The sequence below is a fragment of the Tatumella sp. UBA2305 genome (assembly GCF_002345795.1).
Lineage (GTDB): Bacteria > Pseudomonadota > Gammaproteobacteria > Enterobacterales > Enterobacteriaceae > Tatumella > Tatumella morbirosei.
On record NZ_DDVT01000022.1, the window covers coordinates 56,259 to 82,720 of the forward strand.

The following is a 26,462-nucleotide window of genomic DNA, read 5'->3' on the forward strand; positions in this document are numbered from 1 at the left end:
GAAATCCTTACTTACTGGACGCCAGTTCTTCGATAGTGACGTTGTGGTTGGTGTAAATGCAAATATCACCCGCGATATCCAGTGCTTTTTCGGTAATTTCCCGGGCACTGAGTTCGCTGTTTTCCAGCAGAGCACGCGCTGCTGCCTGTGCATAAGGTCCACCAGATCCGATAGCGATCAAATCATTCTCGGGCTGAATGACATCACCATTACCACTGATAATTAACGAGGCATGCTCGTCAGCCACTGCCAGCAGAGCTTCGAGGCGTCGTAGCATCCGGTCAGTACGCCAGTCTTTTGCCAGTTCAACTGCCGCTTTAACCAAATGCCCCTGGTGCATTTCCAGCTTACGTTCAAACAGTTCAAACAGGGTAAAGGCATCGGCAGTCCCTCCGGCAAAGCCGGCAATGACCTTGTCATTGTACAGGCGACGAACTTTCTTTACGTTACCCTTCATTACTGTATTACCAAGAGTAGCCTGGCCGTCACCGCCAATCACTACCTGGCCATTGCGTCGAACACTTACAATCGTTGTCACGGGCCGCCCCTTTTTAGAGAAAAAAACACTCCGCGCGGTGCGCGGAGTCACATAAGGGGATATATGGGGAGGGGGGTTAAGGCTTTCAACCCCCCAGGGAGAGAGTTATACAGTTTGTATGGCCAGAACTACGAAGTTGTTTAACTACGCTGTCAACTTTGGCGCGGTCTGAATAAGGCCCGATAACAACCCGATTCCAGCCACCGCCGGTGGTTGTACGGCTCTCAAAACCTTCAAAAGCCAGAGAAGCACGGACTGATTCAGCCTGCTCACTGCCTTTAAAGGAACCGCACTGAATCATCCAGCGTTTTCCGGAAGCCGCTGTTTCCGCAGGCTTAGGTGCTTCCCGGGTGACCGGTGCTGGTTGGCTGGTACGGGGTGCTGCAGGTGTTGGAGCCTGAGCTGCAGGACGACGATCCACCTGCTGTTGAGCGGCCTGTTGCTGAGCCTGCTGCTGTTTTTGCAGTCGCTGCTGTTGCCGTTCAGCCTGGCGTTGTTTCTCTGCTTGTTGCTGCTTTTCAAGACGTTGCTGTCTTTCCAGCCGTTGGCGCTCAGCTTGCTGAGCCTGTAATAGCTGCTGCTGTTGATAATCAGATTGTTGCTGATAATTCTGCGGCTGCTGGTAACTTTGTTGTTGCTGATAATTCTGTTGTTGCTGACGGGTAGCCGCCTGCTGACGCAAAGTTTGTTGTTTTTGCGCCGGCGTTTGTTCATTCCACGGAACTTCATTGAGCTGGATCGGCTGCTGGCGCATATCAGCGGCCATTTGTTCCAGCAACTGACGTTGTTCATCAGTCAGCTGAGTTTGTGATTTGATTTCGCCGCCTGCGGAAGGTTCAGTAGGTTGAGGCACCGTTGTCTGGCTGTTTTCCAGTTCTTTTATATATTTCCAGCGCTCTTCCGGTTTCGGAGGTAAACCATTGCCGGCATTTTTATGCGGCAGCACTTCCTCTAACTCTTCCTTTTTATGATGAGCAATAAACCATAAGCCACCGATAAACGCGACCAGTACTGCGACGGCCACAACGATCATCAGTTTGGGTAGTCCTGAGCTTTTTTTGCTCTTCTTGCTTCGTGGAGAGTTCTTTTTGCGCTGCGTCCCTGTTGAACGCCCGCGGCCTACATAGTCTTTTTGTGCCACATTCGTTCCGAAAATTTATCAATCAGCCTGGCGGGCGAACCGCCCATTATCTATTCAATGGCAATAACTGTCCCAGTTTACTCAAGGGGATGAACTTTGACCAGTAAACTCTGCCTGAGAAAATACCTGAAAATCACCGAAAGCGGAGCTAAGACTGCTATTTGGCCGGGATCAAGGTTGACTGTCGTACCTGCAGTCTGGCTTCCAGTAAACGTGAGCCACCATTAACCCGCTCGCCACGAATAATTTCCATCAATAATGTAGCCGCCTCCCGGCCAATATCAAATCTTGGTTGCGTAATGGTCGTCAGCGGTGGATGGCTGTATCGGGCTGCGTCAATATCATCAAAGCCGATCACCGATAGCTGCTGCGGAACTCTGATACCCATTTTTTCGGCCTGATGTAAGACGCCTAATGCCATCCGGTCATTGTGGCAAAAGATAGCTTCAGGAGGAGAGGGTAACTTCATCAAACGAATCAGAGCTTCAGCACCGGAATCGAAGGAGAAATCGCCACGCTCCAGGTAATGAGGATTGATACTAATATTCTGGCGTTGTAATGCCTGGATATATCCCTGCCGTCGGTAACGACAGTGTGAAATGGTATCGGGGCCGTTAATACAGGCAATCCGGTTCAGTCCGGTCTCCAGCAGATAATTCACCGCATTAAACGCTGATGTCAGATTATCAATATGTACCGTTGGATATTCCAGGTCCCCTGAGAATTCATTAGCCATGACCAGCGGAGGCAACTGATCCCGGTGAACCAGTTTCTGCAGGGGAGGAATCTGCGAACCGAGTAATAACAGCCCATCTATCTGACGGGTCAGAATCCGGTCCAGAAAGCCGACTTCCTGCATGTCCTGGTGAGCACAATCACCAATTAAAACCAGGTATCCTTCCGCCGCCGCCGTGACCTCAATGCCCCGAATCATCTCATGGAAAAACGGATCACAGATATCAGGGACAAGGATGAGCAGTGTCTGAGAATCATTTCTGCGCTGATGACGGGGAAGCAGGTCCGGAGCATAACCCAGCTCACTAATCGCCTGCATTACCTTTAAGCGGGCGACGGCGGAAACTTTATCCGGGGATGCCAGAGCACGCGAAACGGTTGCTGTGGAGACACCTGCTTTTTCGGCAACATCTTTCATGGTGGCCCGGCCCGGTAGTGAATTCTGTTCCAAGACACAAACTCCGGCATTAGGTTAATCATCAACAAAGCGGTGAGCGTACACCACGGTATCCCTTATTGTTAGCAGATTATCTGCGGCTGCTGATATCAAATTTGCAATAATCCGGTTATTCAGCGCTGTATTTTCGTGTTGTTACGCAAACCAGCCACTAAATCAGTTCTCGGTGGGATCGATATCCAGCGTCCATTTCACTTTTTTAAGTGCCGGAAGGGTAGAGAGAAGTGGCAGGGTATGTCGCAGTATGCGCTGCAGTTGCTTTCTTGAGGAATGTTGCACGAGTAACTGCCAACGCCAGCGACCATTCCTTTTAGACTGTAATGCCGGTACCGGCCCCATAATCCAGCATTGTTCATCTTTCAATGGGCTGGCCTCCAGTAAATTACGCAGTTGTAACAGGAACTGTTCCGCCTGCTGATTATCTGAGTCTTCAGCACGGAACAGCGCATGGCTGGAAAAGGGTGGCAGGCTCACCTGGCGGCGTTCCTGTAACGTCTGACTGGCAAATGAAAAATAGCCGTTGTACAGCAGTGTATGTAAAAGCGGGTGTTCCGGATGATGAGTTTGCAGCACTACCTCACCTTGTTTCCCTGCCCGCCCCGCCCGACCTGCAACCTGAACATACAACTGAGCAAAGCGTTCGGCAGCCCTGAAATCAGCGGAAAACAGCGCACCGTCGACATCCAGCAGTGCCACCAGGGTGACATCCGGAAAATGGTGGCCTTTGGCCAGCATCTGGGTACCGGCCAGAATCCGTGCACCTCCCTGATGAATGTCTTCAAGATGTTGCTCTAGTGTACCTTTCCTGCTGGTGGTATCACGGTCAACCCGGGTCACCGGAATTTCAGGAAACAGTGTCTTTAATTGTTCTTCAAGTTGTTCTGTTCCCATGCCTACCGGCATCAGGTGGGTCGATCCGCATTGCGGGCACTGATATGGCAGAGGACGCTGGCTGTCACAGTGGTGACAGCGCAACTGGCGTTGTTGCTGGTGAAAGGTGTAGTAATGTTCACAACGCTGGCATTCCGCCAGCCAGCCGCAATCATGACAAAGCAGGGCCGGGGCATAGCCGCGTCGGTTAAGAAATAACAGGACCTGATTATTGGCCTGAAGATGCTGGCGCATCTTATTGATCAGTATCGGGGAAAGCCCTGACTGTAAACGGACACCTTTCAGATCGATAATTTGTTGTAACGCCGGACGTGCATTGCCTGCTCGTTTAGTCAGGGTTAACTGACGGTACTTCCCGGTAGTGACATTATGTAAGGTTTCCAACGCCGGGGTGGCCGATCCCAGCACTACCGGGATGTTTTCCTGATGAGCGCGGAAGACGGCCAGATCTCGGGCATGATAACGCCAGCCTTCCTGCTGTTTATAAGAACTGTCATGTTCTTCATCAATAATAATAATACCGGGGCGGGCAAGGGGGGTGAACAGTGCCGAGCGGGTGCCAATGATAATGGCGGATTCGCCTCTGCTGGCCCGTAGCCAGACATTCAGGCGTTCACTGTCGTTCAGTGCAGAATGCAGGACATCGACCTGGGCATTAAACCGCTCCCGGAAACGGGCAATGGTCTGTGGTGTCAGGCCAATTTCCGGCACCAGTACTAATGCCTGCCGTCCTTCAGCCAGAATGTTTTCCAGCACACTGAGATACACTTCAGTTTTCCCAGACCCCGTAATTCCCGCCAGCAGCCAGGCAGCATACTGGTTATCCAGGCTTCGAATGGCACCAACAGCCGTGGCCTGTTCGGTATTCAGCCGTAAACGATCGCCCTTAACCCGGTATTCTGAGCGCCAGTCGGTTAATGGAGGCAGAATTTCTGTCAGTTCACAGATCCCTTTTTTACGTAATGCCTGCAGGACAGCATCGTTCAAATCATGCTGCCTGAGTTCATGGCGTCGCAGAGGTGCATGACGTAATGCGGCAAGTGCACGCTGCTGTTTCTCTGAGCGTTTCAGGCTGTCAGGTGAGGTGGATAACCCCTGCTCAGTGACAGACCATTGCCATAAGGAGGACGGTTGTGCAGGCCGTCCCTGACGGAGCAGTACCGGTAACGCATGAAAAAAGACTTCACCTACAGGGTAATGATAGTAATCTGCAGCCCAGTTGAGCAGTTTCCACAATGAATCAGGGAAGATAGTCTTATTGTCTATGACGGCATCAATGGTTTTCAGTTGGGCTTCCGGTAGCTCACTCTGTGCGGCAATGCCATGCACAATGCCTGTCATTTTTCGGGGACCAAAGGGCACACTTACCCTGCTGCCGATGACAGGTACGTCGCCTTCCGGGACGAGATAATCAAACAGTCGGGGCAGAGGAACGGGCAGTGCAACCTTAATGACGGGCATTCAGTAACTCCGGAGGGTAAAAAGCGTAGTGTACACGGTGAAGCCCATCACCGACATGGTGAATTTATTTGCATCATGCCGGTGGGGTTCTGTATAATATAGCGCCTCTGTTGCCGCGAGTGGCTGCAGAGATACGAAAAATTCTTTTAACCGCGTGTGGTGCTGTGCAGGTTCGCCTGGCACGGAGAGCGACACGGCCTTTTACAGAGGTTCTCCCATGAAACAAGGTATTCACCCGGAATATAAAGCTGTCACCATTACCTGCTCTTGCGGTAACGTGATCAACACTCATTCTACCGTTGGCCACGATGTAAACCTGGACGTATGTGGTAAATGCCACCCGTTCTACACTGGTAAACAGCGTGTTGTTGACACCGGTGGTCGTGTTGAGCGTTTCAACAAACGTTTCAGCATCCCGGGTTCAAAATAAGTTTCCCACAGACGAGTCTGCGGATTCGGATGTAAAAAAACCCGGCATGTCCGGGTTTTTTTTACGTTTTTTTACCTGAAAGAACCATCATACTGGCGAATTTTTCGCAATCAGTATTCCCATTTGTCCGGGTCAATGCCCATTTCACGCATGATGACCTTCGCCTCTTCAGGGATCTCATCACCACGCTCTTTCCGCAAATCGTTATCGTCCGGTAAAGGTTGTCCGGTAAAAGCATGCAAAAAGGCCTCACACAACAGTTCACTGTTGGTGGCATGACGCAGGTTATTCACCTGGCGGCGCGTCCGCTCATCAGTCAAAATCTTCAGAACTTTCAGAGGGATAGAGACAGTTATTTTTTTTACCTGCTCACTTTTTTTGCCATGCTCAGCATAAGGGCTGATATATTCGGCATTCCATTCAGCCATGGGGTACCTTAATTAATAAAAAGTTAACTTGCCGGGTTCAGCTAATTATGCCAGATATCTGCATTATAGTTTTGTCTCTGCTGATAAATGATGATCCAGGTAGTGACAATTGTGGCGATATTTGACTTTACCGGGTAATTTTAGCGTTTCTTGCTCTATTGCTCAATCTACACTCACAGACATTTGGATGTCTAGATGTATTGACGTCCGATTTGTGAATGTTATTCTGTGCACCTGTTCCCCTTCTCAGTGAAAATGACGTCATGACACATAAGCAAGCGACTATCGCCGTCCGCAGCGGCTTAAATGATGATGAGCAGTATGGCTGTGTAGTACCCCCAATCCATCTTTCCAGTACTTATAACTTTGTGGATTTCAATCAGCCACGGACCCACGATTACTCACGCAGAGGAAATCCAACCCGTGATGTTGTGCAGCAGGCGCTGGCTGAGCTGGAAGGTGGAGCCGGAGCGGTCCTGACCAATACCGGAATGTCAGCCATTTTACTGGTGACTACTGTTTTTCTTAAGCCCGGTGATCTGCTGGTCGCTCCGCATGATTGCTACGGTGGCAGTTATCGCTTATTTGACAGCCTGAGCAAACGTGGTGCTTTCAGAGTAAAATTTGTTGACCAGGGGGATCCCCGGGCGCTGGCGGAAGCGATGGCAGAAGGCCCTAAACTGGTACTGGTCGAAAGTCCCAGCAATCCGTTGTTGCGGGTCGTCGATATTGAGGGTATTTGTCGTGCGGCCAAAGCCGCCGGTGCAATGTCGGTCGTCGACAATACCTTCCTGAGCCCTGTCTTGCAGAATCCTCTGGCTCTGGGGGCGGACCTGGTGGTGCATTCCTGTACAAAATACCTGAACGGGCACTCCGATGTGGTGGCTGGTACGGTTATTGCGAAAGACCCGGAGCTGGTGACTGAGCTGAAATGGTGGGCGAACAATATCGGAGTAACCGGTGCCGCCTTTGACAGTTACCTGTTACTGCGTGGGTTGCGTACCCTGGGACCGAGAATGGCGGCTGCACAACGCAATGCACTGGCCATTGTCGATGCGCTGAAAAAGCAGCCGTTAGTGAAGAAGCTATACCATCCTTCATTGCCTGAAAATTCAGGCCATGAATTTGCCCGGCGTCAACAGCGTGGATTCGGGGCAATGTTAAGCTTTGAGCTTGATGGTGACGAGCAGACCGTCAGAACCTTCCTGAAAGCTCTGTCATTATTTACGCTGGCAGAATCCCTCGGCGGTGTGGAGAGTCTGATTTCACATACCGCAACCATGACACATGCTGGAATGTCTCCGGAAGCACGGGCCGCGGCCGGAATTTCTGATACATTATTAAGGGTATCAGTAGGTATCGAAGACCATGAAGATTTAGTTGCTGATCTGGAAAATGCGTTTCGGGTAGTAACGAAGGGGTAAGCATGACAATTTCATCAGACTGTAGAGCGCCCGAAGTGAGGCAACTGCATAAATTCGGGGGCAGCAGCCTGGCAGATGCACGATGCTATCAGCGGGTTGCCGGGATTATGGCTGAATATAGCCAGCCTGGCGACCTGATGGTGGTTTCTGCCGCGGGAAGCACAACTAACCAACTGATTAGCTGGCTAAAGCTTAGCCAGACAGACCGCTTATCTGCCCATCAGGTGCAGCAGAATCTGCGCCGCTTTCAGACCAGTCTGATGAGTAGTCTGTTACCCGCAGCACAGGCTGACGAGCTGATTCAGGAATTTGTACACGAGTTGGAACGTCTGGCTGTATTACTGGACAGTACGATCACCGATGCCGTATATGCTGAGGTGGTAGGGCATGGTGAAATCTGGTCAGCGAGATTGATGGCTGCCCTGCTGGCCCAACAGGATATTGCTGCCAGCTGGCTCGATGCCCGTGAATTTTTGTGCGCAGAGCGTGCTGCTCAGCCGGAAGTCAGAGAAACGGAATCCAGGCAACGGTTACAGTCCTTGTTGGCAGAGAGACAAGGTCAACGGGTGGTCATTACCGGTTTTATTGCCCGTAATCAGGCGGGCGAAACGGTGCTGCTGGGCCGTAACGGCTCTGACTATTCCGCGACCCAAATTGGCGCGCTGGCAGGTGCAGGGCGTGTCACAATCTGGAGTGATGTCGCGGGAGTGTACAGTGCTGATCCGCGCAAAGTAAACGATGCCTGCCTGCTGCCATTACTGAGGCTGGATGAAGCCAGTGAGCTTGCACGGCTGGCGGCTCCGGTACTCCATACCCGCACGTTGCAACCGGTATCCGCCAGCGATATTGAATTACAGTTACGCTGCAGCTATCAGCCGGATGCCGGGTCTACGCGTATCGAACGGGTGCTCGCTTCAGGAACCGGTGCCAGGATCGTCACAAGCCATGATGATGTCTGTCTGATCGAAATTGAAATATCGAAACAGCAGGATTTTGCCGCCCTGAAGAAGGAGGCTGAACAGTTGCTGGCGCGTGCGCAACTACGTCCTCTGGCCACCGGTGCTCATCCGGATCGCTTCCTGCTGCAGTTATGCTACACCGCTGAGGTGGTCGATAGTGCACTGTCTCTGCTGCAAAGTAGTGGACTGCCGGTTAATGTCCGCTTGCGTAATAGTCTGGCCCTGGTGGCGATGGTGGGGGCTGGGGTAGCCCGTAACCCGTTGCATGCGCATCGCTTCTGGCAACAGATCAAAGACCAGCCTGTAGAATTTGTCTGGCAGTCTGAACAGAACATCAGTCTGGTCGCGGTCCTGCGCTCCGGACCAACGCTGCAGCTGATTCAGGGATTACATCAGTCACTATTCCGTGCTGAAAAACGTATCGGTCTGGTACTGTTTGGGAAAGGTAATATTGGATCACGCTGGCTGGAATTGTTCGCCAGGGAACAGGAAAACCTGTCAGACCGTACCGGGTTTGAATTTGTACTGGCCGGTGTTGCGGACAGTCAAAAAAGTCTGCTGAATTATGATGGTTTGGATGCCAGCCGTACGCTGGCATTTTTCGAAGATGAATCTGAATTTCGTGATCAGGAATCATTGTTCCTGTGGATGCGGGATCATCCGTTTGATGATCTGGTAGTACTGGATGTTACCGCAGATAGTCGTATTGCCGGGCAATATCTGGATTTTGCCAGTTACGGCTTCCATGTGATCAGTGCCAATAAAGTCGCAGGTTCATCAGCCAGTGCTCACTGGCGTCAGATTCGTGATGCATTTACCCGTACCGGGCGCTACTGGCTATATAACGCTACTGTAGGTGCGGGTTTGCCGATTAACTATGCTGTGCGTGATTTACGGGACAGCGGCGATGCTATTTTATCGCTCAGCGGTATTTTCTCCGGGACCTTATCGTGGTTGTTCCTGCAATATGACGGAACAGTACCCTTTACCGAACTTGTGGATCAGGCCTGGCAGCAAGGACTGACAGAGCCGGACCCGCGTGTTGATCTTTCGGGTCAGGATGTCATGCGTAAGCTGGTTATTCTGGCACGTGAGGCGGGCTATGATATCGAACCTCATCAGGTCAGGGTCGAATCACTGGTGCCGGATGATTGTGCCGAAGAGTCGATTGACCACTTTTTTGAAAACGCCGATCTGCTGAATGAACAGATGCTACAGCGTTATGAGGCTGCCAGCGAGATGGGATTAGTGCTACGCTATGTCGCACGTTTTGATGCCAATGGTAGAGCCAGAGTGGGGGTTGAAGCCGTACGCTCGGATCATCCACTAGCCGCTCTTCTGCCTTGTGATAATGTATTTGCGATTGAAAGCCGCTGGTACAGGGACAATCCCCTGATTATCCGCGGGCCAGGGGCTGGCAGAGATGTTACTGCCGGAGCGATTCAGTCAGATCTGAACCGTCTGGCTCAGCTGTTGTGACCCTGCCGGGCAGAGGTTCTCTCTGCCCGGATCTCCTTGTAATCCCACCTCGTTCCGGTTTATTGACTGTGGACGGTTGTGTGAAATTTCATCATCCTGACTTGCTGATAATTCAGTTGACCCTGCCTCCGGGATTCGTCATTTTGAACATCTGGACGTCTAAACATATGGATGTGTAAATGATAATCACAGTGGTGAGTGGCGGGGTAACAGAATGAGTTTCTTTCATGCGAATCAGTACGAAGCACTTAATCAGAGCCTATCGGAGTTGAACGGGAGGATTCATGTATCATTTGAGTTTTTCCCGCCACGAACCCAGGAGATGGAAGATATTCTGTGGCGTTCGATCGATCGTCTTAGCATCCTGAAACCTCAGTTTGTTTCGGTAACCTATGGTGCGAATTCCGGGGAACGGCAACGCACCCACAATATAATCAAAGGGATTAAAGAACGCACCGGGCTGGAAGCGGCTCCTCATCTGACCTGCATCGATGCTGATCGTGATGAATTACGGTGCATCGCCAGAGATTACTGGCAGAGTGGTATCCGCCATATTGTGGCTCTGCGTGGTGATTTACCTGACAGCAGTGGTAAGCCCGCAATGAATGCCGCCGATCTGGTTGCACTACTGAAAGATGTCGGCGATTTCGACATCTCTGTGGCGGCCTACCCGGAGGTTCATCCTGAAGCGAGAAGTGCGCAGGCCGATTTACTGAATCTGAAACGAAAGGTCGAAGCCGGGGCTGACCGGGCAATTACCCAGTTTTTTTTCGATGTGGAAAGCTATCTGCGATTTCGTGATCGCTGCGCGGCGGCAGGAATTGAGGTAGAGATTGTTCCGGGGATTTTACCTGTCAGTAATTTCAGACAGTTGCAGCGTTTTGCCGCCCTGACCAATGTCCGGGTTCCTCACTGGATGAGCTCTCAGTTTGCAGGGTTAGATGACGATGCCGAAACCCGAAAACTGGTGGGGGCAAATATTGCCATGGATATGGTGAAAATTTTGTCCCGTGAGGGAGTGTCAGATTTTCATTTCTATACCCTGAACCGGGCTGAGATGAGTTATGCCATTTGCCATACCCTGGGTGTTCGCCCACGCAGCGTAGCTGCCTGACGCAGTGACAAAAAAAGGGCACCGTAGCAGGTGCCCTTCAGTTTCCTTCGTGGCAGCAGATTAGCCTGTGTTACGCATACCTGCGGCAATCCCGGCAATAGTGACCATCAGTGCCTGTTCAACTTCAGGGTTAGCCTCCTCTCCGGCAGCTTCCTGGGCACGGGAACGGTACAGCAGTTCCGCTTGTAGCACGTTCAACGGGTCAGTATAGACATTACGTAATGCAATAGATTCTGCAATCCACGGCTGGTCTGCCATCAGATGGGCATCATTCGAAATAGTCAGTACGGTTTTTATATCTTCTGCCAGTTGATCACGTAACTGCTGACCCAGTGGCCACAGTGAAGCATCTACCAGACGATGATCATAGTATTCCGCTAACCACAGGTCTGCTTTGGCGAATACCATTTCCAGCATTCCAATGCGGGTTGAGAAGAATGGCCAGTCACGGCACATCGCTTCCAGCTCATCCTGCTGACCTTTCTCAATCGTCTTCTGCAATGCGGCACCGGCACCCAGCCAGGCGGGTAACATTAAACGGTTCTGTGTCCAGGCGAAAATCCACGGAATAGCCCGTAATGATTCAACACCACCGGTCGGACGGCGTTTCGCCGGTCTTGAGCCCAGAGGTAATTTACCCAGTTCCTGTTCTGGGGTTGCTGAACGGAAATAAGGGACAAAACTCGGGTGTTCTCTCACATAACCACGGTACATGGCACAGGAGTCATCAGACAACTGATCCATAATCTGACGCCATTGCGCTTTTGGCTCAGGCGGTGGCAGCAGATTAGCTTCCAGAATTGCTCCGGTATAGAGTGACAGGCTGGCAATGGTGACTTCCGGCAGACCAAACTTAAAGCGGATCATCTCTCCCTGTTCTGTGACACGTAAGCCGCCTTTCAGGCTGCCCGGAGGCTGAGATAATAACGCCGCCTGGGCTGGAGCACCGCCACGACCAATCGAGCCGCCGCGGCCATGGAATAAAGTCAGTGCAATACCGGCTTTTTCGCAGGTTTTAATCAGGGAGTCCTGTGCCTGGTATTGAGCCCAGCTGGCTGCCATCACTCCGGCATCTTTCGCCGAGTCAGAATAGCCAATCATGACCATCTGTTTACCCTGGATAAATCCCCGATACCAGTCGATGCTCAATAGTTGAGTCATCACATCGTTGGCATTGTTCAGGTCATCCAGTGTTTCAAACAACGGAGCGACCGGCATTGCATAACGGATTCCGGCCTCTTTCAGTAACAAATGAACGGCCAGTACATCAGAAGGAGTTTTAGCCATTGAAATGACATAAGCGGCAATAGACCCTTGCGGCACTTCAGCTGCGACACGGCAGGTTTCCAGTACTTCACGGGTATCATCGCTTGGGTCCCACTGCTGTGGTAACAACGGACGTTTAGAATTCAGTTCACGGATCAGGAAAGCCTGTTTGTCTGATTCAGACCAGCTTTCATAATCACCCAGGCCAAGATAGCGGGTAATTTCCGCCAGTGCTTCAGTATGCCGGGTGCTCTCCTGACGTAAATCGATACGAACCAGCGGAACCCCGAAACATTTTATCCGGCGCAGGGTATCCAGCAACTGACCGTTAGCGATAATCCCCATGCCGCATTTCTGTAATGACTGATAGATCGCAAACAGCGGATCCCAGAGCTGGCTATTATTCACCAGCAGGTCCTTCGGCCGGGTCGGGAAATCCCCTTTGAGACGGCGTTCGAGGTAGGTCTGAGTGTTAATCAGCTGACTGCGAATACGCTTGAGGATCATGCGGTAAGGCTCCAGTGCTTCCGGATCACCACACAATTCTCTCACTTCGTCAGAACAGACTGACATCGACAGTTCGGAAATCAGGACCCCGATGTCCCGTAAAAATAGATCAGCAGCCTTCCAGCGGCTTAACTGAATCACATGGCGGGTGATAGGTGCAGTAACATTCGGGTTTCCGTCACGGTCGCCACCCATCCATGAGGTAAATTTCACTGGCACAAAATCTACCGGTAATTTGATACCAAAAGTCTCTTCCGCCTGCTCATTAAGCTCGCGCAGGAAAGCAGGGACTCCTTCCCAAAGGCTGTTTTCGACCACCGCAAAACCCCACTTGGCTTCATCAACGGGGGTGGGGCGAATTTTACGGATTTCGTCGGTATGCCAGGCCTGGGCAACCAGCTGACGTAAACGACGCAGAATGCTGTTACGCTCGTAATCAGTCAGGTCACTATGATCCAGCTGTTTCAGACAGCTGTTCACTTCAACCAGTTTATGGATCAGTGTTCGACGGGTAATTTCTGTCGGGTGTGCCGTGAGGACCAGCTCAATCGATAAGTCTTCGATGGCCTTTAGAATATCAGCCTCACTCAGCCCTTTTTGCTGCTTTAAACGTTCAAAGGCCTGTTTCAGCAATTCGGGGTTATTTGCCCCTTGAGACTGATGGGAAATGGTCTGGTATTGTTCGGCGACATTGGTCAGATTAAGAAACTGGCTGAAAGCTCTGGCGACCGGTAATAATTCTTCATTGGATAAATTCTGCAGGGTAGAAAGCAGTTCCTGGCGATCAGTGTCATTGCCCGCACGGGATGATTTAGACAGCTTTCGTATGGTCTCCACCCGGTCGAGAATATTTTCTCCTAAAGCATCCTTTACAGTATCGCCCAGGAGTTTACCGAGCATACTGACATTACTTCGCATTGCGGAATATTGTTCGTTCATGTGACCCTGACACCCTTTATGGTATTTATTTGAGTTTGTTACCAGTCAAGCATAACCCTGTCTTTTATCTAGCCATGTAACACACGATTCGTCAAATGACTTGATAGTCATCAGGCATGAGATAACCCATTGAATTTAATAAAATTTGATATTGACGCTCTTTGATAAGTTATTCTTATTAAAAAGAAAAAACAGCCGGGTATTTAATCAAAACAACCCGGCGTGAGCATTACAGACAAAAATGGTGAACAACACGGTCAATCAGCTGACGGGTAGGCTGAATAAAGGCAGTATCGAGGTACTCGTCCGGTTGGTGGGCCTGCTCTATAGAGCCAGGGCCGAGCACCAGTGTCGGGCAGAGTTGCTGGATAAATGGCGCTTCAGTACAGTAGTTAACAATTTCTGTCTCACAGCCCAGCAGTTTTTCAATCACCTGAATCAGACCGTGATGACGCGGGCATTCATAGCCCGGGATTGGCGGATGAAGGTCACTGAGCGTCAACCGTCCAGGCCAGCGTTCGCTGACCGGTGCCAGACTTTCCAGCAACAGTTCATGCAAATCATTCAGTTCCAGCCCCGGCAGAGGCCGAAGGTCCATATGCAATTCACAACATGCACAGATTCGGTTGGGGGAGTCGCCACCGTTGATAGCCCCAAAGTTCATTGTCGGGTAGGGAATCACGAATCCGTCGTGGTGATATTTCTCTTTCAGAGTATTACGCAGGCCGGTCAGATGCGTGATCGCCTCATGCATCAGTTCGATGGCATTCACTCCCCGACCCGGATCGCTGGAATGTCCGGATTGTCCCTGAATTCGGATAGCTTTGGACAGATGACCTTTATGCGCACGTACCGGCTTCAGTGATGTTGGCTCGCCAATAATGGCGCAGTCGGGACGCAAATGGGTGGTTCGCGAGAAATAGCTGGCACCTGCCATGGTTGTTTCTTCATCGGCAGTCGCCAGGATATACAACGGTTTTTTCAACTGAGTAATATCGATGTCACGCAGTGTGTCGAGAATAAAAGCAAAGAAGCCTTTCATATCTGCGGTGCCCAGTCCATAGAGCTTATTGTCGCGCTCGGTCAGCGTAAAAGGATCCTGTGACCAGCGCCCGTCATCGAACGGCACCGTGTCAGTGTGGCCGGCCAGCATCAGCCCGCCCGAACCGCTACCTGCACGGGCTAACAGATTGAACTTATTACGTGTATCAGGCACTGGCTGGACTTCTGTCTGGAAACCCAGGTCGCGAAACCAGCCTGCCAGCAGGTTGATCAGAGCCTCGTTACTCTGATCTAAGGCGCTTTCTGTGGTGCTAATCGATGGAGTGGCGATGAGCTGACGATAAAGCTCGATAAATGGCGGTAATTTTGTCTTCACTGTTGACGGTCCTTGGGTTAGGATGTATCAATATTCATGCACTTATTTTGAATAAAAATACATTATGGCCTTAAGTATGTGAACTGTTTTCGCTCACGAAGGCAATCCGGAAGGCGGCTATACCCCTTCTGAAATTTAGACTTTACGTAAAAGGTACACAGCCTGATGTTGAATACGCTGATTGTGGGCGCCAGTGGTTACGCTGGTGTTGAACTGGTCACTTACCTGAATCGCCATCCGCACATAAACATAACCGGAGTTGCGGTCTCTGCGCAAAGCCCGGATGCCGGAAAATTGTTATCTGATTTGCATCCGCAGTTGAAAGGAGTCGTGGATCTGCGGTTGCAGCCGCTGACCGATGTTGTTGAGCTGGCCAAAGGTGTCGATGTGGTGTTTCTGGCTACGGCACATGAAGTGAGTCATGATCTGGCACCACAGTTCTTAGCGCATGGCTGTGTGGTTTTTGACCTGTCCGGTGCATGGCGGGTAAACGATGCCAGTTTCTATACCCGTTATTACGGCTTCACTCATCAGCATCCGGAACTACTGGAAAAAGCGGTTTACGGCCTGGCAGAGTGGCAGGGTGAGAGCCTGCGCGAGGCAAATCTGATTGCTGTTCCGGGCTGTTATCCGACAGCTTCTCAGTTAGCACTGCGGCCATTGCTGGAAGCAGGATTGCTGAATACCGAACAGTGGCCTGTGATTAATGCCACCAGTGGCGTCAGCGGTGCCGGACGTAAAGCTTCTCTGACTACCAGTTTTTGTGAAGTCAGCCTGCAGCCTTACGGCTTGTTTACGCATCGTCATCAGCCGGAAATTGCTGCTCATTTAGGCACTCAGGTTATTTTTACTCCACACCTGGGGAATTTCCCGCGCGGAATTCTGGCGACTATTACCGGTCGGTTAAAGCCGGGGGTTAGTGCAGAAGATGTGGCAAAAGCATTCCATGATGCCTATGACGATAAACCATTGGTCAGAGTGTATGACAGTGGTGTCCCTGCGTTGAAATCTGTCGTCGGTCTGCCATTCTGTGATATTGGTTTTGCTGTGCAGGGCGAGCATGTGATTGTGGTCAGCGCAGAAGATAACCTGTTAAAAGGAGCCTCTTCTCAGGCCGTGCAGTGTATGAATATACGTTTCGGGTACCCTGAAACACTTTCTCTGATTTAAGTTTGGGTGTAACCATGACAAATCCATTGATCATTAAACTGGGCGGTGTTTTGCTGGATAGCGAAGAAGCCCTTGGCCGGCTGTTTGATGCCCTACTGGCGTATCGCAACAATCACCAGCGCCCTCTGCTGATTGTCCATGGCGGTGGCTGCCTGGTCGATGAACTGATGAAGAAACTGGCTTTGCCGGTCAGTAAGAAAAACGGTTTACGTGTGACTCCGGCAGATCAGATAGATATTATCACCGGAGCACTGGCAGGGACCGCCAACAAAACCTTGTTGGCCTGGGCAAAAAAATATGGCATCAATGCTGTCGGGCTTTCACTGGGCGATGGTGGTATTGTCAATGTTGCACAGTTCGATGAAGAACTGGGGCATGTCGGGCAGGCTACACCCGGTAACCCGGCGCTGGTGAATACGTTACTGGACGCGGGGTATTTACCGGTCGTCAGCTCTATCGGGATTACCGATGATGGTTTGCTGATGAATGTGAATGCCGATCAGGCAGCGACTGCCCTGGCCGCGACGCTGGGTGCCTCCCTGGTACTGTTGTCAGATGTCAGCGGTATTCTGGATGGTAAAGGGCAGCGTATTGCAGAAATGACCACCGAAAAAGCGGAAGCTCTGATCGCTCAGGGCATCATAACCGACGGCATGATCGTTAAAGTTCATGCTGCTCTCGACGCAGCAAAAACACTGGGACGCCCGGTAGATATCGCCAGCTGGCGACATGCCGAGCAGCTTCCTGATTTATTTAACGGCGTGTCAATTGGCACCCGGATTCTGGCTTAACGACAAAGACTGATTCAAGGATTATACGATGCAAACTCAAGGCATAAAAAAAATCGTTCTGGCGTACTCCGGTGGGCTTGATACCTCCGCGATTATTCCATGGCTGAAAGAGAACTATGGTTGTGAAGTTGTTGCCTTTGTCGCCAACGTGGGCCAGGACCCTGAAGATCTGGTAGGGGTGGAAGGTAAGGCTCTGCAATCCGGCGCTTCTGAGTGTCACATTGTTGATCTGCGCGAAGAATTCATTAGTGAATATGTTTATCCGGTACTACAGACCGGGGCATTGTACGAAGGCACCTACCTGCTGGGCACCTCAATGGCGCGTCCAATTATTGCAAAAGCTCAGGTTGAGTTGGCGCTGAAAGTAGGCGCTGATGCGCTGTGCCACGGAGCGACGGGTAAGGGCAATGATCAGGTACGTTTTGAAAGCACCTATGCCGCACTGGCTCCGCAGCTGAAAGTGGTTGCGCCATGGCGTGAATGGGACCTGCGTTCCCGTGAAGCTCTGCTGGCATACCTGAAAGAACGTAATATCCCGACCACCGCAACGCTTGAAAAAATTTATAGTCGTGATGAGAATGCATGGCATATCTCTACCGAAGGCGGAGTCCTGGAAAGCCCGTGGAATGCACCGAACAAAGATTGCTGGGTCTGGACGGTTGATCCGCTGGAAGCACCTGATCAGCCAGAAGAAGTCTCTGTTACTGTTGAGAAAGGCCGTGTAGTTGCAGTAAACGGCGAAGCACTCAGTCCGTTTGAATGCCTGAATAAATTGAACACCCTGGGTGCTAAACATGGTGTTGGCCGTATCGACATCGTCGAAAACCGTCTGGTGGGTATGAAATCCCGTGGTTGCTATGAAACTCCGGGGGGCACCATCATGGTTAATGCCCTGCGTGCTGTAGAGCAGCTGGTACTGGACCGTGACAGTTTCAAATGGCGTGAGCAACTGGGCCTGGAAATGTCTTATGTAGTGTATGACGGACGCTGGTTCACCCCAATCCGTAAATCATTGCAGGCTTCTGCAGAGTCACTGGCAGAAATTGTTAACGGTGAAGTGGTTCTGCAGTTGTACAAAGGGCAGGTGACGGCCATCCGTAAAAAATCTGTCAACAGCCTGTACTCTGAAGAGTTTGCGACTTTTGGTGAAGATGACGTGTATGACCATAGTCATGCAGGTGGTTTTATCCGGTTGTACTCACTCTCTTCACGTATCCGTGCGCTCAAAGATCAAAAATAAGTTCCGGTAACAGAAAAAGAGACCCGAATCAGGGCGGCGTTAAGGCCGCCCTGTTTTTAGAATAACCCAGTAGAGGAAGCATCATAATGGCACTGTGGGGTGGACGCTTTACGCAGGCAGCAGACCAGCGTTTTAAACAATTTAATGATTCACTGCGTTTTGATTACCGGCTGGCAGAACAGGATATTACCGGTTCTGTTGCCTGGTCCAAAGCACTGGTCACGGTGGGTGTGCTGAGTCAGGAAGAGCAGCAGCAACTGGAGCAGGCCCTGCACGAACTGCTGAGTGAAGTACAGGTCAACCCCGAACAGATTTTGCAGAGTGATGCGGAAGATATTCACAGCTGGGTCGAAGGCAAACTGATTGATAAAGTCGGTGCGCTGGGAAAAAAACTGCATACTGGCCGTAGCCGTAATGACCAGGTAGCCACTGATCTGAAGCTCTGGTGTAAAGCGACAATCAGTGAGCTTCTGGGCGCAGTTCGCCAGCTCCAGCAGGAACTGGTCGCGACCGCCTCGGCGAACCAGGATGCCGTGATGCCAGGTTATACCCACCTGCAAAGGGCTCAGCCGGTGACTTTTGCTCACTGGTGTCTGGCGTATACCGAGATGCTGGCCCGCGATGAAAGCCGCCTGCAGGATGCGCTGAAACGCCTGGATGTCAGCCCGCTGGGTTGTGGTGCTTTGGCCGGTACCGCCTATGAGATTGATCGTGAACAACTGGCGGGCTGGCTTGGATTTGCATCTGCAACCCGCAACAGCCTGGATTCAGTCTCTGACCGTGACCATGTGCTGGAGCTGTTGTCTGATGCTTCTATCGGAATGGTTCACCTGTCCCGCTTCGCTGAAGACCTGATTTTCTTTAATTCCGGGGAAGCCGGATTTGTTGAACTGTCTGACAAGGTCACCTCAGGATCTTCCCTGATGCCACAGAAGAAGAACCCGGATGCGCTGGAACTGATTCGCGGTAAATGTGGCCGTGTCCAGGGGGCACTCACCGGCATGATGATGACCCTTAAAGGTTTGCCTCTGGCATACAACAAGGACATGCAGGAAGATAAAGAAGGGCTGTTCGATGCACTGGATACCTGGCTGGACTGTCTGCATATGGCTGGTCTGGTACTGGATGGTATTCAGGTCAAACGTCCGCGTTGCCAGGAGGCCGCTGAACAGGGTTACGCCAACTCAACCGAACTGGCCGACTATCTGGTGGCGAAAGGAGTACCTTTCCGCGAAGCTCACCATATTGTAGGTGAGGCCGTTGTTGCGGCTATCAGTAAAGGTGTGGCACTTGAAGCGCTGTCTCTGGATGAGTTACAGGGGTTCAGCCCGGTCATCGGAGACGATGTTTATCCGGTACTGTCTTTACAATCCTGCCTGGATAAACGTAATGCGCGCGGTGGTGTGGCTCCATCTCAGGTCGCTTTGGCGATCGGTGAAGCGAAACAACGCCTTGCCTGATCCTTAAAGTAAAACAGCGGACCTGAGTCCGCTGTTTTATTCTCACTAACAGAGTGATGCTGACTCAGCCTCTCAGAAAGTACTGTTCCAGGTCATCACTGCCACCAATATGTCGTCCACCGATAAAGACTTGTGGTACGGTCGCTCTGCCGGTCACTGCTCTCAGGCTCACGGTCGTGGCGTCCTGACCCAGAATGATCTCTTCATACTGAATACCGCGTTCCTGCAGCATCTGTTTTGCCTTAGCACAGAACTGACAGCCTGGTTTAGTAAACAGCGATACGGATTCCTGTAGTTTCACGTCCGGAGCCAGATATTGCAGCATGGTATCGGCATCAGAGACTTCAAACGGGTCGCCCGGTTTGTTAGGTTCGACAAACATTTTTTCTACCACGCCGTTACGCACCAGCATGGAGTAACGCCATGAACGTGCGCCAAAGCCGAGATCTTCTTTTTCGACCAGCATATTCATACCACGGGTAAAGTCCCCATTACCGTCCGGAATAAAGGTAATATTTTCCGCATGCTGATCGGCTTTCCACGCATTCATTACAAAAGTATCGTTTACTGAGATACATAAAATATCATCCACGCCGTGCTGTGAGAACACGCTATATAACTCGTTGTAACGTGGCAGGTGGCTGGATGAACAGGTTGGCGTAAATGCGCCTGGCAGTGAAAATACGATAACTGTTTTATCTTTAAACAGGTCGGCAGTGGTCACATCCACCCACTTATCACCCTGACGGGTATGGAATGTCACTTCAGGTACTGAACGGCCTTCGTAGTTGTCTGACATAATCGCTCCTGTCCTGCGCTTTTCTGCGCGTTTAAACGGTATTTGTGATTTATTGTGGCTATTATCGCTATCTCATCTTGATAGGGCTAATCGTTGATTGCTATGCTATCTATCGCCATGAGCTATCACAGACTGAAGGAATTTAATGAACATTCGCGACCTTGAGTACCTGGTGTCACTGGCAGAACATCGCCATTTCCGACGGGCAGCTGATGCCTGTCACGTAAGTCAGCCAACCCTCAGCGGCCAAATCCGCAAACTGGAAGATGAACTGGGAGTGATGTTACTGGAACGAACCAGCCGAAAGGTATTGTTCACTCAGGCTGGCTTATTGCTGGTGGATCAGGCTCGTACCGTTCTGCGCGAAGTGAAAGTGCTGAAGGAGATGGCCAGCCAGCAAGGAGAAACCATGTCCGGGCCGCTGCATATTGGATTAATTCCAACCATCAGTCCTTATTTACTGCCGCAAATCATCCCAATGTTGCATCAGACATTCCCTAAGCTGGAGATGTATTTGCATGAAGCACAGACTCAGCAACTGCTGGCTCAGCTGGACAGCGGGCAACTCGATTGTGCAATCATGGCACTGGTAAAAGAAACCGAAGCCTTTATCGAAGTTCCGTTATTTGATGAGCCAATGAAACTGGCGGTCTATTCCGGTCACCCCTGGCATAATCGTGAACGTGTACCCATGTCTGACTTAGCGGGTGAAAAACTGCTGATGTTACAGGACGGACATTGTTTGCGGGATCAGGCTCTGGGCTTCTGTTTTTCTGCGGGAGCGGATGAAGATACCCATTTTAGAGCAACCAGCCTGGAAACGCTGCGTAATATGGTTGCAGCAGGTAGTGGGATTACGCTGATGCCTTCTCTGGCTGTACCTAACGAGCGTGAAAGAGACGGTGTTTGCTATATCACCTGCGATAAACCGGTACCACAGCGTACTATTGCACTGATTTATCGTCCTGGTTCGCCTCTGCGCAGCCGCTATGAGCAGTTGGCAGAGACGATTAGCGCACATATGTTTGCGTCAGGTCAGATCTCAAAATAAGCGATTAAGACCGTTTAACGCCGCAACCCGATAAGCTTCAGCCATTGTCGGGTAGTTAAAGGTGGTATTCACAAAGTACTCAAGGGTGTTACCACCGTTCTTCTGTTCCATAATTGCCTGGCCAATGTGAATAATTTCGGCTGCACGTTCGCCAAAGCAGTGAATACCGAGGATTTCTTTGGTTTCACGATGGAACAGTATCTTCAGGCTACCTACATTCATGCCAACAATCTGTGCCCGCGCCAGATGTTTGAACTGTGCCCGGCCCACTTCGTAGGGAACTTTCATTGCGGTGAGCTGCTGTTCTGTTTTACCAACAGAACTGATTTCCGGAATGGTATAAATACCGGTCGGAATATCTTCAACCAGATGAGCGGTTGCCTCTCCCTTGATCAGTGCCTGAGCGGCAATTCTTCCCTGATCATAAGCAGCAGAAGCCAGGCTGGGGTAACCTATCACATCGCCAACCGCATAAATATGTGGCTGTGCAGTCTGGTACATGCTGTTCACTTTGACCAGCCCGCGGCTGTCTGCTTCCAGTCCGGCGTTTTCAAGCGACAGTGAATCTGTATTACCGGTTCGTCCGTTGGCGTAGAGCAGGCAATCGGCTTTCATTTTCTTGCCCGATTTCAGATGGACAATTACGCCATCATCATTCCCTTCCACTTTTTCAAACTCTTCGTTATGACGGATAACCACGCCACTGTTCCAGAAATGATAAGAAAGTGAATCTGACATTTCCTGATCGAGGAACGCCAGCAGGCGATCACGGGTGTTGATAAGATCAACTTTTACCCCTAAACCACGGAAAATCGAGGCATATTCACAGCCAATCACCCCAGCGCCATAAATAATGACGTGTGAAGGTTCATGGTGTAAATCGAGAATAGAGTCGGAGTCGTAAATGCGCGGGTGGCTAAAGTCAACGGTATCGGGATGGTAAGGACGTGAACCGCAGGCAATCACAAACTTCTCAGCAGTGAGTCTTTCACGGCTTCCGTCGTGTAAGACTATTTCAATGGTGTTGGCATCGACGAAATGGGCATCGCCCTGGTAAATCTCGCAGTGGTTTCGTTCATAAAACCCCTGACGCATATTTGTCTGCTGTTGAATGACATTTTCTGTGTGTTTCAAAATATCTGAAAATGAAGAGCGTAGCAGGCGGGAATGATCGCTATACAGGGGGTTCTGATTAAATTCGATTATCCTGCTAACAGCATGCCGTAAAGCTTTTGACGGAATAGTTCCCCAGTGGGTACAACCGCCGCCGATATTATGATAACGCTCAATAACGGCAATATGGGCTCCCTGTTTGACCAGTCCCATAGCAGCACCTTCACCACCGGGTCCGGAGCCAATCACAATGGCATCGTAATCGTAAGACTTTTGCATACCGGTACGTCCTATTTTTAAACATTCCAACAACGTAAATATAACATTTTTACCAGGGCAGCTGAACGCTAATCGTGTTATTTCTTGTTTCTATGTCCGATACACAGGGTAACAGGCGTTCACAAAGTTTGCCCCACTGTACGCTGATATTTTTGATATAGTGCGACTATAAAGTGTAAACAGGCAGAAACGATGGGCGTCAGAGCACAGCAAAAAGAACGTACAAGGCGTACTCTTATTGAAGCAGCGTTCAGCCAGTTGAGTGCAGAACGTAGCTTTGCCAGCTTAAGCTTGCGTGAAGTTGCCCGCGAGGCAGGGATCGCACCGACCTCTTTTTACCGGCATTTTAAAGATGTTGATGAACTCGGCCTGACTATGGTCGATGAGAGCGGATTGATGCTTCGTCAGCTGATGCGCCAGGCACGACAGCGTATCGCCAAAGGCGGCAGCATTATTAAAACCTCGGTCTCAACCTTTATGGAATTCATTGGTAACAACCCGAATGCTTTTCGATTGTTGCTTCGTGAACGTTCCGGCACCTCTGCCGCTTTTCGTGCCGCTGTTGCCCGTGAGATCCAGCACTTTATCGCCGAACTTGCTGACTACCTTGAATTAGAAAATCATATGCCCCGCAGTTTTACTGAAGCGCAGGCAGAAGCGATGGTCACTATTGTATTCAGTGCCGGCGCAGAAGCGCTGGACGTGGATGCAGAGCAGCGCCGGAAACTGGAAGACCGACTGGTTCTGCAGTTAAGAATGATTTCGAAAGGTGCTTATTACTGGTATCGCCGCGAGCAGGAGAGGCTGGCGTTAGCCACAGACAAATCAGAACAGTAATCAACACAGGTAACCACATGACTGAGCAAAATTCCCGTGATAAAGGGACATTGATTCTGGCTTTTATCACCGGCCTTTCGATTAATGGCACTTTCACGGCTCTATTTAATCACTATGTCCCGTTTTCATTTTTTCCGATCATTGCGCTGGCACTGGCGGTGTGGTACCTCCATCAACGTTATCTGAACAGGAGTATGCCGGAAGGCATGCCTTCGTTGTCAGGTGGTTTTTTTCTGCTGGGTATTCTGGTGTACAGTGCAGTGATCCGCGCCCAGTATCCGCAGATAGGTTCTAACTTTATCCCTACACTGCTGATGGTGTGTCTGGTTTTCTGGATTCTGAGCCGTTTTCGTCGGAAACGTTGAAGCGCCTATCGCCCCGGGCACGGGGCGATAGTGCAGTGATAGTGCAGTTAAGCTTTCTGACGCAGCAGTACTCCACATTCCATATGATGGGTGTAGGGGAACTGATCGAACAGGGCCAGCCGTTCGATCTGATGAGTCGCTGACAGGGTATGTAAATTGTCGCACAGCGTTTCCGGGTTACACGAGATATACATGATCACCGGATAAGCGCTGACCATCTTCAGAGTCTGAGAATCCAGCCCGCTGCGGGGTGGATCGACAAAAATGGTTTCGCATTCATAACTGCTTAAATCAATGCCTTCCAGGCGGTTGAACCGACGTACACCCTGCATTGCCTGTGTAAACTCTTCGGCAGACATTCTGATTATCTGCACATTATCTGTCTGATTGGCGGCAATATTATATTGTGCCGATTCTACAGAGGGTTTCGCGATTTCAGTGGCCAGGACACGACGAAAATTGCGGGCCAGTGCTAATGAGAAGTTGCCATTACCGCAGTAGAGCTCCAGCAGATCTCCCTGAGATCCCTCGGTCGCCGCCAATGCCCATTCCAGCATTTGCACATTAATTGCCGCATTCGGTTGTGTAAAACTATTCTCGACCTGGCGATAGATCATTTCTTTACCACCGACAGTCAGTACTTCATCGACATAATCGTGATCCAGGCAAATTTTGGTTTTCGTCGCACGGCCAATAAACTGTACGTTAAACCCTTCGGCCCGAAAGCTGTCGCGCAACTGAGCCATTTCGGCCTGCCATGCATCATCTAATTTGCGGTGGTAAAGCAGAGAAATAATAATTTGCTGACTACAGGTAGAAAGATAATCTATCTGAAACAGTTTATGGCGTAACAGTCGGTTGTTACGTAAGGCCGTGATCATCCGTGGCATCATCGTATTGATAAGCTCACTGGCTGCCGGAAAACTGTCTACCCGGATTCTCTGGCGGGTCTGTTGATCAAAAATGATATGGTACAAATCATCTCCCTGATGCCAGATGCGGAATTCGGCGCGCATACGGTAATGGCTGACAGGTGAGCGAAAAACATCTGCCTGAGGTGCATTAAAGGGCACCATCATAGAGGTTAAGCGATTAACTTTTTCCGCCAGCTGGTCGTCATAGTGTTCAACGGGAAGATGTTCCGGGGTCATAATTAATCCTGGTTATTGAGTTTCAGGCGGGATTGTAGGGATTCCGCCGCTGATGTCCAGTCCCGGAGGTCCAGGTAATAGTTGTGAAGGTTCTCCGCTTCCCGTCAGGCTGTTCGGTTTTGGCTGCAGGGATCGTGATAGAATAACCTCTCCGTTAATTGATAACGATGAGACAGTGTATGGCTATAGTTGTTCAGGATGAGTTAATGCCCACTACCGCTGGTGTAACCGGAGACCGGCCGACAGTTCTGGTGTTTGATTCAGGTGTCGGTGGCCTGTCAGTCTATGATGAAATCAGGCAGTTACTGCCCGATGCTCATTATATATATGTGTTTGATAACGTAGGTTTCCCATACGGGGAGAAAACCGAACAATATATTATCGAACGACTGACGGCGATTACTGCTGCAGTAGTGCATGATTACACCGTTTCCATTGCCGTCATTGCCTGTAATACTGCCAGCACCGTCTCTTTACCTGCACTCAGGGCGGCGTTTGAGTTTCCGGTCGTGGGTGTTGTTCCTGCCATCAAGCCTGCAGCTCGTCTCACCCGAAACGGGATCGTCGGTCTGCTGGCGACCCGTGGCACGGTGAAACGTAGTTATACCCACCAGTTAGTGAAGCAGTTCGCCAAAGAGTGTCAGATAGAAATGCTGGGTTCAGCTGAGCTGGTATTGCTGGCAGAACAAAAGCTACATGGTGAATTTGTCCCGTTAAATGAAATACAGCAGATTGTTCGTCCGTGGCTGAGCTTACCTGAGCCGCCTGACACAGTGGTACTGGGTTGTACTCATTTTCCTTTGTTAAAAGAAGAATTGCAGGCTGTATTACCCGAAGGAACACGGCTGATTGATTCCGGGGCCGCGATTGCCAGAAGGACTGTTTGGTTGTTGCAACATGAATCTGCGCCTTCGTGTTCTTTTTTACCTGATGTGGCGTTTTGTACTGAACTGAACGCTGATACTGAACGTTTATTGCCCATTTTACAGCGTTACGGCTTCCCGTCGCTTAAAATACTCGCAGTTTAGTACTGAAATGCATAAAAAAACGTCATTCAGA

Annotated in this window: 22 protein-coding genes; 12 read left to right on the top strand and 10 right to left on the bottom strand. The window is 50.6% G+C overall.

Features of this window, described 5'->3' with window-relative positions; all coding sequences use genetic code 11:
- Nucleotides 1–7: 7 nt before the first annotated feature.
- The 4 genes from hslV to priA form a co-directional block, all read right to left on the bottom strand.
- Nucleotides 8–538 carry an ATP-dependent protease subunit HslV gene (gene hslV, locus B3Z23_RS15635; RefSeq protein WP_038015913.1) on the bottom strand — a complete coding sequence of 177 codons (531 nt, stop codon included), beginning with the start codon at nucleotides 536–538 and terminating at the stop codon, nucleotides 8–10.
- A gap of 85 nt (nucleotides 539–623) precedes the next feature.
- A complete protein-coding gene (ftsN, locus tag B3Z23_RS15640; RefSeq protein ID WP_294912046.1) occupies nucleotides 624–1,679 on the bottom strand; it encodes a cell division protein FtsN in 1,056 nt (351 codons plus the stop codon).
- 157 nt (nucleotides 1,680–1,836) lie between these two features.
- The gene (gene cytR / locus B3Z23_RS15645; RefSeq protein WP_414716502.1) at nucleotides 1,837–2,865 is read right to left on the bottom strand and encodes a DNA-binding transcriptional regulator CytR; all 1,029 of its coding nucleotides are present in this window, start codon (nucleotides 2,863–2,865) and stop codon (nucleotides 1,837–1,839) included.
- 162 nt (nucleotides 2,866–3,027) lie between these two features.
- Entirely contained in the window at nucleotides 3,028–5,223 is a 2,196-nt protein-coding gene (gene priA, locus B3Z23_RS15650) for a primosomal protein N' (protein ID WP_294912048.1), read from the bottom strand.
- Nucleotides 5,224–5,440: 217 nt separating this feature from the next.
- Here priA and rpmE point away from each other — a divergent pair, with 217 nt between their 5' ends.
- Nucleotides 5,441–5,653, top strand: coding sequence for a 50S ribosomal protein L31 (gene rpmE, locus B3Z23_RS15655; RefSeq protein ID WP_038015905.1), 213 nt, complete (start codon nucleotides 5,441–5,443; stop codon nucleotides 5,651–5,653).
- A gap of 110 nt (nucleotides 5,654–5,763) precedes the next feature.
- On the opposite strand, the gene metJ is transcribed toward rpmE, so the two are convergent.
- On the bottom strand, nucleotides 5,764–6,081 hold the full coding sequence (metJ, locus tag B3Z23_RS15660; RefSeq protein WP_046791907.1) for a met regulon transcriptional regulator MetJ: 318 nt from the start codon (nucleotides 6,079–6,081) through the stop codon (nucleotides 5,764–5,766).
- A gap of 263 nt (nucleotides 6,082–6,344) precedes the next feature.
- Here metJ and metB point away from each other — a divergent pair, with 263 nt between their 5' ends.
- The 3 genes from metB to metF all read left to right on the top strand — a co-directional run bounded on the left by metB (nucleotide 6,345) and on the right by metF (nucleotide 11,057).
- Entirely contained in the window at nucleotides 6,345–7,505 is a 1,161-nt protein-coding gene (metB, locus tag B3Z23_RS15665) for a cystathionine gamma-synthase (RefSeq protein ID WP_294912051.1), read from the top strand.
- Nucleotides 7,506–7,507: 2 nt separating this feature from the next.
- Nucleotides 7,508–9,943: a bifunctional aspartate kinase/homoserine dehydrogenase II gene (locus B3Z23_RS15670; protein ID WP_294912052.1), complete on the top strand. Its 2,436-nt coding sequence runs from the start codon at nucleotides 7,508–7,510 to the stop codon at nucleotides 9,941–9,943.
- 214 nt (nucleotides 9,944–10,157) lie between these two features.
- The gene (gene metF / locus B3Z23_RS15675) at nucleotides 10,158–11,057 is read left to right on the top strand and encodes a methylenetetrahydrofolate reductase (RefSeq protein WP_294912054.1); all 900 of its coding nucleotides are present in this window, start codon (nucleotides 10,158–10,160) and stop codon (nucleotides 11,055–11,057) included.
- Nucleotides 11,058–11,117: 60 nt separating this feature from the next.
- Here metF and ppc read toward each other — a convergent pair whose 3' ends face one another.
- The gene (gene ppc, locus B3Z23_RS15680) at nucleotides 11,118–13,769 is read right to left on the bottom strand and encodes a phosphoenolpyruvate carboxylase (RefSeq protein WP_294912057.1); all 2,652 of its coding nucleotides are present in this window, start codon (nucleotides 13,767–13,769) and stop codon (nucleotides 11,118–11,120) included.
- A 229-nt stretch (nucleotides 13,770–13,998) separates the two neighbouring features.
- Nucleotides 13,999–15,147 carry an acetylornithine deacetylase gene (argE, locus tag B3Z23_RS15685; protein ID WP_294912059.1) on the bottom strand — a complete coding sequence of 383 codons (1,149 nt, stop codon included), beginning with the start codon at nucleotides 15,145–15,147 and terminating at the stop codon, nucleotides 13,999–14,001.
- 165 nt (nucleotides 15,148–15,312) lie between these two features.
- Here argE and argC point away from each other — a divergent pair, with 165 nt between their 5' ends.
- The 4 genes from argC to argH all read left to right on the top strand — a co-directional run bounded on the left by argC (nucleotide 15,313) and on the right by argH (nucleotide 19,808).
- Nucleotides 15,313–16,317, top strand: a complete 1,005-nt coding sequence (gene argC / locus B3Z23_RS15690; protein ID WP_294912061.1) for an N-acetyl-gamma-glutamyl-phosphate reductase — start codon at nucleotides 15,313–15,315, stop codon at nucleotides 16,315–16,317.
- A 14-nt stretch (nucleotides 16,318–16,331) separates the two neighbouring features.
- On the top strand, nucleotides 16,332–17,108 hold the full coding sequence (gene argB, locus B3Z23_RS15695) for an acetylglutamate kinase (RefSeq protein WP_294912063.1): 777 nt from the start codon (nucleotides 16,332–16,334) through the stop codon (nucleotides 17,106–17,108).
- Nucleotides 17,109–17,136: 28 nt separating this feature from the next.
- Nucleotides 17,137–18,348, top strand: a complete 1,212-nt coding sequence (locus B3Z23_RS15700) for an argininosuccinate synthase (RefSeq protein WP_294912064.1) — start codon at nucleotides 17,137–17,139, stop codon at nucleotides 18,346–18,348.
- 86 nt (nucleotides 18,349–18,434) lie between these two features.
- On the top strand, nucleotides 18,435–19,808 hold the full coding sequence (argH, locus tag B3Z23_RS15705) for an argininosuccinate lyase (RefSeq protein WP_294912066.1): 1,374 nt from the start codon (nucleotides 18,435–18,437) through the stop codon (nucleotides 19,806–19,808).
- 64 nt (nucleotides 19,809–19,872) lie between these two features.
- Here the strand turns inward: argH and B3Z23_RS15710 are convergent, their stop codons facing one another.
- Nucleotides 19,873–20,607, bottom strand: a complete 735-nt coding sequence (locus B3Z23_RS15710; protein WP_087490105.1) for a redoxin family protein — start codon at nucleotides 20,605–20,607, stop codon at nucleotides 19,873–19,875.
- A gap of 145 nt (nucleotides 20,608–20,752) precedes the next feature.
- Here B3Z23_RS15710 and oxyR point away from each other — a divergent pair, with 145 nt between their 5' ends.
- A complete protein-coding gene (gene oxyR / locus B3Z23_RS15715) occupies nucleotides 20,753–21,658 on the top strand; it encodes a DNA-binding transcriptional regulator OxyR (protein ID WP_038015877.1) in 906 nt (301 codons plus the stop codon).
- Here oxyR and sthA read toward each other — a convergent pair.
- Nucleotides 21,650–23,050 carry a Si-specific NAD(P)(+) transhydrogenase gene (gene sthA, locus B3Z23_RS15720; RefSeq protein WP_038015874.1) on the bottom strand — a complete coding sequence of 467 codons (1,401 nt, stop codon included), beginning with the start codon at nucleotides 23,048–23,050 and terminating at the stop codon, nucleotides 21,650–21,652. The two genes, oxyR and sthA, sit on opposite strands and share 9 nt — an antisense overlap.
- A gap of 192 nt (nucleotides 23,051–23,242) precedes the next feature.
- Here sthA and fabR point away from each other — a divergent pair, with 192 nt between their 5' ends.
- Nucleotides 23,243–23,887, top strand: coding sequence for an HTH-type transcriptional repressor FabR (gene fabR, locus B3Z23_RS15725; protein ID WP_038015871.1), 645 nt, complete (start codon nucleotides 23,243–23,245; stop codon nucleotides 23,885–23,887).
- 17 nt (nucleotides 23,888–23,904) lie between these two features.
- Entirely contained in the window at nucleotides 23,905–24,252 is a 348-nt protein-coding gene (locus B3Z23_RS15730; protein WP_294912071.1) for a YijD family membrane protein, read from the top strand.
- A 47-nt stretch (nucleotides 24,253–24,299) separates the two neighbouring features.
- On the opposite strand, the gene trmA is transcribed toward B3Z23_RS15730, so the two are convergent.
- A complete protein-coding gene (gene trmA, locus B3Z23_RS15735) occupies nucleotides 24,300–25,403 on the bottom strand; it encodes a tRNA (uridine(54)-C5)-methyltransferase TrmA (RefSeq protein WP_294912074.1) in 1,104 nt (367 codons plus the stop codon).
- A 179-nt stretch (nucleotides 25,404–25,582) separates the two neighbouring features.
- On the opposite strand from trmA, the gene murI reads away from it, so the two are divergent.
- The gene (gene murI, locus B3Z23_RS15740; RefSeq protein ID WP_294912076.1) at nucleotides 25,583–26,431 is read left to right on the top strand and encodes a glutamate racemase; all 849 of its coding nucleotides are present in this window, start codon (nucleotides 25,583–25,585) and stop codon (nucleotides 26,429–26,431) included.
- Nucleotides 26,432–26,462: the final 31 nt, after the last annotated feature.